The organism is Streptococcus cristatus (assembly GCF_001578775.1).
GTDB lineage: Bacteria > Bacillota > Bacilli > Lactobacillales > Streptococcaceae > Streptococcus > Streptococcus cristatus_A.
In genome coordinates, this window is sequence record NZ_KQ969062.1 from 1449129 (window position 1) to 1458612 (window position 9484).

At 40.8% G+C, this 9484-nt stretch carries 11 protein-coding genes; all 11 read right to left on the bottom strand.

Features of this window, described 5'->3' with window-relative positions; all coding sequences use genetic code 11:
* The coding region (locus SCRDD08_RS07200) for a hypothetical protein (protein ID WP_061423033.1) at nucleotides 1-336 on the bottom strand (336 nt) is incomplete at its 3' end.
* 128 nt (nucleotides 337-464) lie between these two features.
* Nucleotides 465-1262 carry a formate/nitrite transporter family protein gene (locus tag SCRDD08_RS07205; protein WP_061423034.1) on the bottom strand — a complete coding sequence of 266 codons (798 nt, stop codon included), beginning with the start codon at nucleotides 1260-1262 and terminating at the stop codon, nucleotides 465-467.
* 113 nt (nucleotides 1263-1375) lie between these two features.
* Complete coding sequence (gene mmuM, locus SCRDD08_RS07210; protein WP_061423035.1) at nucleotides 1376-2323, bottom strand: homocysteine S-methyltransferase; 948 nt, start codon at nucleotides 2321-2323, stop codon at nucleotides 1376-1378.
* Nucleotides 2324-2460: 137 nt separating this feature from the next.
* A complete protein-coding gene (locus SCRDD08_RS07215) occupies nucleotides 2461-3159 on the bottom strand; it encodes a glucosaminidase domain-containing protein (RefSeq protein ID WP_061423036.1) in 699 nt (232 codons plus the stop codon).
* A gap of 292 nt (nucleotides 3160-3451) precedes the next feature.
* Nucleotides 3452-4039, bottom strand: a complete 588-nt coding sequence (gene yihA, locus SCRDD08_RS07220) for a ribosome biogenesis GTP-binding protein YihA/YsxC (RefSeq protein WP_015604701.1) — start codon at nucleotides 4037-4039, stop codon at nucleotides 3452-3454.
* Nucleotides 4040-4048: 9 nt separating this feature from the next.
* The gene (gene clpX / locus SCRDD08_RS07225) at nucleotides 4049-5278 is read right to left on the bottom strand and encodes an ATP-dependent Clp protease ATP-binding subunit ClpX (protein WP_015604700.1); all 1230 of its coding nucleotides are present in this window, start codon (nucleotides 5276-5278) and stop codon (nucleotides 4049-4051) included.
* 218 nt (nucleotides 5279-5496) lie between these two features.
* Entirely contained in the window at nucleotides 5497-6009 is a 513-nt protein-coding gene (locus SCRDD08_RS07230) for a dihydrofolate reductase (RefSeq protein ID WP_061423037.1), read from the bottom strand.
* Between the two features lie 153 nt (nucleotides 6010-6162).
* Nucleotides 6163-6648: a hypothetical protein gene (locus SCRDD08_RS07235; protein ID WP_061423038.1), complete on the bottom strand. Its 486-nt coding sequence runs from the start codon at nucleotides 6646-6648 to the stop codon at nucleotides 6163-6165.
* A 134-nt stretch (nucleotides 6649-6782) separates the two neighbouring features.
* Nucleotides 6783-7622 (bottom strand): thymidylate synthase, encoded by an 840-nt coding sequence (locus SCRDD08_RS07240; RefSeq protein WP_061423039.1) that lies wholly within the window; start codon nucleotides 7620-7622, stop codon nucleotides 6783-6785.
* Nucleotides 7623-7707: 85 nt separating this feature from the next.
* Nucleotides 7708-8115: a hypothetical protein gene (locus SCRDD08_RS07245; RefSeq protein WP_061423040.1), complete on the bottom strand. Its 408-nt coding sequence runs from the start codon at nucleotides 8113-8115 to the stop codon at nucleotides 7708-7710.
* A 45-nt stretch (nucleotides 8116-8160) separates the two neighbouring features.
* On the bottom strand, nucleotides 8161-9120 hold the full coding sequence (locus SCRDD08_RS07250) for an ROK family glucokinase (RefSeq protein ID WP_061423041.1): 960 nt from the start codon (nucleotides 9118-9120) through the stop codon (nucleotides 8161-8163).
* Nucleotides 9121-9484: the final 364 nt, after the last annotated feature.

A 9484-nucleotide genomic window follows, 5' to 3' on the forward strand; every position in this document is an offset into this window, starting at 1 on the left:
ATTTTTAGGAAAAGTCTTGTCAAGCAAGGCTTTACTAGCTTCGTCAGCAGGCACCCAACCATCAGTGAAAACTCGGTCTTTTATCCAAAGACGATTATAGAAAAAGGCCCAAAACAAGTTGTAGGCAGTTCCTACAGGTCTCAAGAAATCATCTGGGATAAGAAGTGTTGCAATCACAGCAAATACAAACAGTGATCCAAGCATGATCCCAAAGTATTTCCAGTCTTTACGAAAAAGAGGAACGAAAAAGTTAAATAGCAAGGTTGTAATAGAGTACATAGGTGACAAAGTCTTAACATTGCTGCCATCTGGTGCTTGAATAGTAAGTTTATTCATCAAGATCTCCTTAAATATAAAAATATTAATAAAGTTTAACAAAATTTTATATGTTTGTCAATTTAGGCAGATCTAGACGGAAATCAGAGCGTCACCTCTTCAAAAAAATGTAGCCCCAAAGCTACATTTTAATCTACATAATGTTCTTCTTTTTTATTGAACCAAGCATATGGTAGACCGATTAGGAGACCACCGCCAATCAAGTTTCCTACGAAGGTCACAGCCCAGTGGCGCAGGATATTTCCAATACCAAAATTTGCCACCTGTGATGCAGCCGAGCTAAATTTGACGATAGCAAAAGAAGCAAAGTTAGCTGCCAAGTGTTCGTTTGTTAAGAATACAAACATATAAATGGCTGAAATAACCAAGAAAAGCTTAGCTGTACTATCTTTCACCAAGACGAAGGAAAGAATCGCAATATTAACGAAGACATTGGCGAGTATTCCCTCAAGTAAAATAAGTTCATTGGAGCGGGCAAGCTTCATCTGCACAACACCAGCAATGAAACTTTCCTTGCTCAGTCCTGCATAAGCCGCCGAATTAGCAAAAAGCCAACCAGCAATTAGAGCTCCAATCAAATTGAAGAAAGTACAATAGAACAAAATAATCAACGCTTTTTTCCAGTCAATCTTCTTCAAGAAAGTGCCAGCTGTCAAAAACATCATGTTGGAAGTCACCAGCTCAGCATTCAGAAAGACGATATAGGCCAATCCCCAAGCAAAGATAAAAGGAAATAGAAAGCGACCCGTTCCTGGGATAATCTTATTTGTCAAGTCTGCCGCAATGGCTCCTGCTCCTGTACTGAAAGTCAGAAAGGCCCCCGCAAAGATAGAGCGAACAGCATACTTCCCTTTGCTTGTGTCGAACAAGCCTTCTTTCTTACGGCAAGCTGCTTCTATTTTTGGAATAAATGTCGATTCGACCATAATAATTCTCCTCTAAGTTAAACTATGTACAGTATATCACAAACTTTTATTTTTCGAAAGCGTTTTCTGTAAGTTTTTTTCTAAATTTGAACTTGAAATTGGAATGCTATATTTCAAGTTCTTAGTTCGCCTGCTAGCCGCCTTATATCTTCTGGCCGAGTTCGACAGCAACCGCCAAAAAGCTGAACGCCCTGTTTCTTCGAAAGATGACTGTAATCAGTTAAACAGAGATGCTGCTCAGGATTGTCCTGCCAAGTATTCGTCACCCCATTATAGATTTCTCCGGAATTTGGATAGGCTAGTAAGGGTTTGTCGCACACCTGTTTCAACTTTTCTAATAAAGGAGCAATCAAATGCGGAGCTGTGCAGTTAAAACCGACAGCCAATACTTGTGGACTCGACTGAGCCAAGCGCCCAACTTCTTCTATTAGTGTTCCATCTGAAATCGCTGATACCGTTTGAGCGGTAAAAGATAAATAGGCTTCCACCTGAGGAAATTCTTCTGATAGTAAATGAACAAGCGCCTCGGTTTCTGCTCCGTTAGGAATCGTTTCAAGTGCCAATAAATCACAGCCCGCGTCCAGCAAGGCTTGAATGCGCGGACGATGAAAGTCTTTAAATTCCTCCTCACTCAAGTGATAGGCTCCTGTATACTCCGATCCATCAGCCAGGTAAGCAGCATATGGTCCAACCGATCCAGCTATCAGAGGATAAGAGCGCTGCTTCTGCTCATCTAGCGATAATCTCCCCCAGACATTTTTAACCGCTGCCTGTGCCAAAAGGACTGTCTCTTTGAAGATTTCATGAGCCTTGTCTAAACTCAATCCTTCTTCGACAAAAGCTGGAATGCTGGCCTGATAACTGGAAGTGGTGATGATGTCACTACCCGCCCGAACATAGTCCTCATGCAGGCCTTGGATAATCTGAGGATTCTCAAGCAAGTACTTGGCTGACCAAAGCCGACCAGAAACGTCATAGCCCTGCCTCTCCAGCTCTGTCCCCAAAGCACCATCTAGAATTATTATGTCTTGCTTTTCAAGTAAGTCTTTAAATGCTCCCATTCTTGCTCCTTAAGCTTTTTCTAAAATAGCAGCTTAGTCAGTTTTGCTAAAGATAAATAAGTCTGCTTATTTGAAATGATCGTCTATTTCATTAGTAAAACGCAAAAAAGAGATTATTACAATCTCTTTTTTCTTATCTAGTTATGTGTTGCCCATGCTTGGTCTGTTTCCAGAACATCTTGAGTCGTGTATTGTCCACGGTAAGGATTGTAAACCATATTAGACGCTCCTGTCTGATAGCTAGGCGAATCAAACTGAGTCAGATTGTATGCTTCAATCAGATAGTTCAATTTTGCATAGTAATGACTATCCGTTGCATATACACCTGTCAAGGCAGCTGTTGCATCTTGATAAGTCGGGGCATTGCTCTTCCAAGCTCCCGCAAAATGACTTTGTCTCAAGACGTAGACATAATCCTGAAGTGACTCAGCGTAACTTGAGTAAGAGCGGAATTGATCGTTGATTGCGTAGGTATTGCCCTGACCGTCTTCTTCCAAGGTCTCCATCGTCGCTGACTGACCAACATAAGCTCCTTTAATCCCGAACAGATTATAGTGAGGATATCCTGACAGACCAGACTGGCCAGAACCACTCTCTAAAATAGCTTGTGCAATCATCACAGAAGCATACAGATCATTATCCTGAGCCAACTGGCGAGCTGGCTCACTAATTTGTGAAATGAAATATTCTGTTTGGTTCAATGGTTGCTGAACAGCATCATTTGCACTTGCTGGCTTGATTTGCTTTGACAAAGCCAGACCAAAGACAACGGTTGAGGCCATCACTGCCAAACCTGTCAAAAGTTTTTTTCTTTCTTTTGAAATTCTCTTCTTCACAGTCTTTCTCCTAAATACAATATTTATTCTACTATTGTAACATACTAAAAGCAAAATAACATTAGCAATAAATTACAAGTATATGACATTTTTTAGATCTTCTACGAATATAAGTTTTACAAGCCACGATTGTTCCATTCAAAACTTCCTCGTTTGGCTTGCATAATGAGCCTTATCACTAAGATATACAGACTGAACTGAAGATAAAAATAACCTGACTCCAACCCATACGGAATCAGGCTATGATCTTAAACTCTGAAAGTTCAACTATCATTCCGATAAAATCTAACATCTAGATCTTGCCTAAAATCGCATCCCAGGCTTGATCAAGACCAGTTTTATCAACTGAAGAAAAGATAATAAAATCATCAGTTTTATCAAAGTCCAGCTTTTTCTTGATGGCACTTTCATGCTTGTTCCACTTGCCGCGCGGAATTTTATCCGCCTTGGTCGCTACGATGATGACAGGAATTTCATAGTATTTGAGAAACTCGTACATCTGTACATCATCTGCACTAGGGTCATGACGCAGGTCTACCAGACTTACGACCGCTCGCAAATTGTCCCGACTGGTCAGATATTCCTCAATCATTTTGCCCCATTTAGCGCGCTCCGTTTTCGAAACCTTGGCATAGCCGTAGCCAGGAACATCCACAAAACGGAGCTTGTCATCGATATTGAAAAAGTTCAACAACTGCGTTTTACCAGGCTTACCCGAAGTCCGTGCTAAATTTTTACGATTGAGTAAAGTATTGATAAAACTAGATTTACCAACATTGGAGCGACCCGCCAAGGCGATTTCTGGGATATCATCCTGAGGGTAATGCGATTTATTGGCTGCGCTCAGTAAAATCTCAGCATTATGTGTATTGATTTCCATAAGCTTCCCCTAGGCAGTTTCTAAGATTGGCTTGTCTGTGCCATCCACTGCTTCCTTCGTGATACGAACCAGCTTAACATTTTCCTGACTTGGCACTTCAAACATGACATCCATCATGGTTTCTTCAATAATTGAACGCAGTCCACGCGCACCTGTCTTGCGTTCGATGGCTTTTCTCGCAATGGCTTGCAAAGCTTCCTCGTCAAATTCAAGCTCGACATCATCATAAGAAAGCAAGGTTTGGTATTGCTTCACTAGTGCATTTCTCGGTTCATTCAAAATGCGAACCAGATCATCAACGGTCAGCTGCTCTAGGGCTGCAAAAACTGGTAAACGACCAATCAACTCAGGAATAATTCCAAATTTTTGAATATCGTCAGCGACAATGGCCTGCATATAAGACGCACCTTCGTCAATTGCCTTATTATTTTGACCGAAACCGATAATCTTCTCACCAAGACGTTGCTTGACAATTTCTTCGATACCGTCAAAAGCACCACCAACGATAAAGAGAATGTTCTTGGTATCAACCTGAATCATTTCTTGCTGTGGATGCTTACGACCACCTTGAGGAGGCACGCTGGCAACTGTTCCTTCAATAATCTTCAACAATGCTTGCTGAACACCCTCACCTGAAACATCACGAGTGATAGAAACATTTTCGCTCTTCTTAGCAATCTTGTCGATTTCATCCACATAAATGATGCCGCGTTCTGCCCGTTCAATATTGAAATCAGCTGCCTGTAAAAGCTTGAGCAGGATATTCTCTACATCTTCACCAACATAGCCAGCCTCAGTCAAGGCTGTCGCATCTGCGATAGCAAAAGGAACATTGAGACTGCGCGCCAAAGTCTGAGCCAGGAATGTTTTCCCAGATCCAGTTGGACCAATCATGAGGATGTTGGATTTTTGTAGCTCCACATCATCCTCTTCGCGACTGTCATGAAAATTAATCCGCTTATAGTGATTGTAAACAGCAACAGCTAAAGCCCGCTTGGCCCGATCCTGACCGATCACATAGTGGTTCAAGATATTGAGCAATTCTTGTGGTTTTGGTACTTCAGAAAGATCAGCTAAAACTTCCTCAGCTAATTCTTCTCGGATAATTTCCTGCGCCAACTCGACACATTCATTACAGATAAAGGCATTGTTGCCCGCAATAATTTTTTGGACTTCGTCCTGATTCTTTCCACAGAAAGAACAATATACCATCATCTCATTATTACGATTTGTAGGCATTGTTTACTCCCATTCTAAATTTCTAATTCAATTTTTTATTTACATTTTAAAAGAGGGTCATATAAAAAGAATGGATGGAATTAACAAGATTCGTAAAAGCATTTAACAAAAATAAAATAGCCAATCCATAACGTTTTTTACGAAAAGTCTGAAGCGAACAGATCAGACAAATTGCACATAAAAAGGCCGTAAAAAACCAAAAACACTTCTTTCCATTCCTATGAACCCTTTCTTTTGAGGATTTTTACGGTGAAATCATACTCATTTTTCTCATCTTTAGGTCGAAAGCGACTGCTTACTTCCTCGAACTGTGTCAAATCAAAATCTTCTGGAAAATAAGTATCACCTTCCAAGCTAGCATGGATTTCTGTCTTAATCACCTCATCCAAGTTATGCTCAAATAAAGAAAAGATTTGGCCGCCACCGATAATATAGAGATTCTTCTCTTGCTCTTGGTACCATTTCAACACCGCTGAAAGATCATGAAATACCAAAACACGCTCATCTTCAATCTGATAATTCCTATCGCGTGTCAAAATCAGAGTTTTTCTATTTGGCAGCACGCGCCGATGCATGCCATCAAAAGTCACCCGCCCCATTAGAATCGCATGTCCAGTCGTGATTTCTTTGAAATGCTTCAACTCTGCTGGTAAATGCCATGGCAAGCTTTGGTCTTTTCCAATCAAACCATTTTGATCCTGTGCCCAAATAGCCGCAATCTTTTTCGTCATTTCTCCATCCTTCGCATTGATATTTCTATTCTATCAAAATTTATTAAAAAAGACTTGTTTGGACTATCACTTCTATCTATTTATTTTTGTCAGCTAATCCAGATAAAAAATCGATAACCAAAAAGATTATCGACTATTCGTTTGCTAGGCAAATTACTCTTTCTTCATCTTTTTAACAAAGACAAATCCTACAACAGCAGCTACAAGGCCAAACAAGGAAACGTTCAAGAGGGTTGAGTCTGTCTTCTTAGGCTCAGCAGTGGCGACCTCTTTTTTATCCGCTAAGGGATCAATATCGCATCCCTCTCTTTTGACTGACTTACCTTCAGTTGAAGCATCAGCATTGCTTTGCTCGGTTCCTTTGTTTTTAGGGCCTTTTCCATGACAAAGCAAATCAATCGTATAGGATTTCTTTCCCTGATTTACCCCATCCGAACCTTGGTCTACAAGCTGCAGAAAGTCATCTTCTTCCACTGAAGAATCCGCAATTTGCTCAAGTTGGGACTCTGCCTGCTGGACTTCATCCGCACCCACAACAGCCATCGGTGTCACAGAAATCGATAAGCCAAGCAAAAATGAACAAATGCCCAGACTAAAGAGTTTTCTCCTGCTTCTATGTGTTAAAAAATTTGCTTCCATATCAATACCTCCGAGATAGGCACTAGCGAAACACATATATCTATTGTCATTATAGCACTTACAAAATATATTTCAATCATTTGCTCTTGAAAATTAAAAAACCTACTGACTATCATTCAGTAGGAAAAATACAATCAAATCGCCAAATCAAACTTCAGCTGAGGTTTAACAGGATCATAGTCTAGCAACTCAAAATCCTCTGCTTTGATATCAAAGAAATTGGTCCCATCTGGCACATTTAAAACGAGTCGAGGTTGGCAGTCGCTAGGTTCTCGGCGTAAGAGTTCCTCCGCCTGCTCGAACTGGTTGTCATAGATGTGCAAGTTATTGATGAAGTAAAAGAACTTGCCGACCTTCCAGCCGAAATGCTTGGCAATCATCATCTGCAGAGCCACATACTGCATAGCATTGATGTGGTGAGCCACCAGCATATCATTTGAGCGCTGGGTCAGAGTCGCATCCAGATAAATGTCTCCATCTACACGCCGAACGTCAAACATGGTTTGAAAAGCACATGGAAGCAGACCGTCTGTTTCTTCAAACGCTTCATAATCCCAGAGAGAGATGATATTGCGGCGGTTCCAAGGATTGGCTTCCAGCTGTTGGAGAATTTTATGAATAATGTCATGCTTCTTGACAACAGCTCCGTAGCGCTGGCCAATAGTACCCGTATCGCCAACTTCCCAGTCATTCCAATAGTGAACATGATACTTGTCGTTGAGCAGTTCCAGACTGTTAGACTGGTCTTGGTAGATCCAAAGCACTTCCTTAATGGCAGACTTGATGGCAATAGGGCGCAGAGTCGTGATTGGGAACTCTCCCTTGCTCAAATCATATTCCGCAAAAGAACCAGTGATATATTTGGAGTTGGCCACATTTCCATCCTTGTAGCGCGGACGGGCGTTTTCAGAGAAGACGCCTTGCTCCATAATTTTATTAATATTCTCTTTAAAAATCGTATCTGCTAACGTCATGATTTCTCCTTCGTATCAGTGAGCTTTTTCTAGTATAGCAAATTTTCCATAAAAATTCTCCTGCCAAGTTTAGCAGGAGAAAACTTTATTTGACCCATTCATCTGGATGATTGAGCTTATTCGCATCTTTTTCTGATAATCTCAAGGTAATATCTGACACAGCAGGAATATTTGAAAGAGTTACATAGGGGTAGTTTTTGTAGGTCGTGAATTTAACGCCACTTTCTCCCTTTCTTCCACTAATATCGTAGATGTAATTAACCTCTGCATCATCGGGCAAATCGACCCAGGCATCTTCATTATCTTCCTCAGATTCGACCTTATCCAGAATGTCTGCAAATTCATCCAAGGTCTTGGTATTTCTTGTCTGATAAATCTGCTGATTCTGACTATTCAATATGGTCAGAAAACCTTCTGTCTTTGATTTGCAAGCGGATAAGATCAAAAGAAAAATGGGAAATAATATTAGAAAATATGCAACTTTTCTCTTCATTTTTAGCCCTCCTTATAGCTATGCTAAGAGAGGAAGTAATTAGAACTATTGAAGTACCAGCGAAGCTGCTCCGATAACTCCGGCATCGTTTCCGAGAGTGGCAAGAGCTAATTTAGTTGATGTACGCACTTGTGGGAAGGTATTTTCATCATAAACTTTTTGGACACCTTGTAGAAGGAATTCTCCCGCTGCTGACACTCCGCCACCGATAACAATGGTTGAAGGGTTTAGGATAGAGCCGATATTGGCACAAGCGATTCCCAAGTAACGCGAGAAGTTACGGTAAACGATCAAGGCAAGGTCGTCGCCTTCTTTTGCCAAATCAAATACAGTTTTAGCAGTTACTTCTTCTCCGTCATCAATCAAGCGTTTCAAAGTTGCGTCGCCTTCATATTCATCAGCGTAACGACGAGTCAAGTTGACAATCCCTGTTGCAGAAGCTACTGTTTCAAGACAGCCTTTCTTACCACAAGTACATGCGATTGGTTGATCGAAATCAACAGTGATATGCCCCAGCTCGCCTGCCGCACCAGCCACACCGTGGAGCAATTTACCTTCCGCAACGATACCGCCACCAACACCTGTACCAAGCGTCATAAAGACCACGTCTGGTTGGTTGTCACCAGCACCCATCCAACGCTCACCAAGCGCAGCTACGTTGGCATCATTATCGATGAAGAATGGAATGCCCAAGGCTTTTTCAATTTTTTCTTTAATTGGTTGGAGGGTTTTCCAGTTCAGGTTGTAGGCACCGATAACAGTCCCTTTCTCACGGTCAACCACACCCGGTGAACCCATTCCAATTCCGATAAAGTTCTCTGCCGATAGATTTAAGAGATCCAAGCGATGCTGGATAGACTCAATCATATCGTCTACAATATGGCTTCCTTCATCCAAAATATTGGTTTTAATAGACCATTTTTCTTGGATTTCGCCCTCTTGCGTCAAAATTGCAAATTTGATAGATGTACCACCAAGGTCAATCCCAATAATTTTTTTTGACATGATATTCTCCTCTGTATTCGTTCTCCCTCTTATTATAGCAGATTTTTTTAACGGTGAAAAGGTTTGCATGATATTTTTTGTAAATCGCTGATTACTACACTTAAATTAGAGATTATGAATATTCTTTCATGTAGAAAAAATAGCTTTTGAACGACAAGAAAGAAATAATAAGATCAAGAAGAGCAAAGATTTCTTTTTCACAATTTCAGAGGCTTCAGACTCTGCATTTTAGATTCCGAACATCAAAAAGGAGAAGACCAAAAGATCCTCTCCATAAATTGACTTATCATCAAACCACTACAGTTGACAAAGAGCCCTTTTATTCCTCCTTCTTCTTCATCAGGAATAATCCTGTCAATGCTAA

Coding starts and splice junctions, on each gene's coding strand:
- SCRDD08_RS07240 (WP_061423039.1), bottom strand. CDS start 7,622: ATGACGTTAGCAGATACGATTTTTAAAGAGAATATTAATAAAATTATG.
- yihA (WP_015604701.1), bottom strand. CDS start 4,039: ATGGAAATCAATACACATAATGCTGAGATTTTACTGAGCGCAGCCAAT.
- SCRDD08_RS07230 (WP_061423037.1), bottom strand. CDS start 6,009: ATGACGAAAAAGATTGCGGCTATTTGGGCACAGGATCAAAATGGTTTG.
- SCRDD08_RS07235 (WP_061423038.1), bottom strand. CDS start 6,648: ATGGAAGCAAATTTTTTAACACATAGAAGCAGGAGAAAACTCTTTAGT.
- clpX (WP_015604700.1), bottom strand. CDS start 5,278: ATGCCTACAAATCGTAATAATGAGATGATGGTATATTGTTCTTTCTGT.
- mmuM (WP_061423035.1), bottom strand. CDS start 2,323: ATGGGAGCATTTAAAGACTTACTTGAAAAGCAAGACATAATAATTCTA.
- SCRDD08_RS07205 (WP_061423034.1), bottom strand. CDS start 1,262: ATGGTCGAATCGACATTTATTCCAAAAATAGAAGCAGCTTGCCGTAAG.
- SCRDD08_RS07250 (WP_061423041.1), bottom strand. CDS start 9,120: ATGTCAAAAAAAATTATTGGGATTGACCTTGGTGGTACATCTATCAAA.
- SCRDD08_RS07245 (WP_061423040.1), bottom strand. CDS start 8,115: ATGAAGAGAAAAGTTGCATATTTTCTAATATTATTTCCCATTTTTCTT.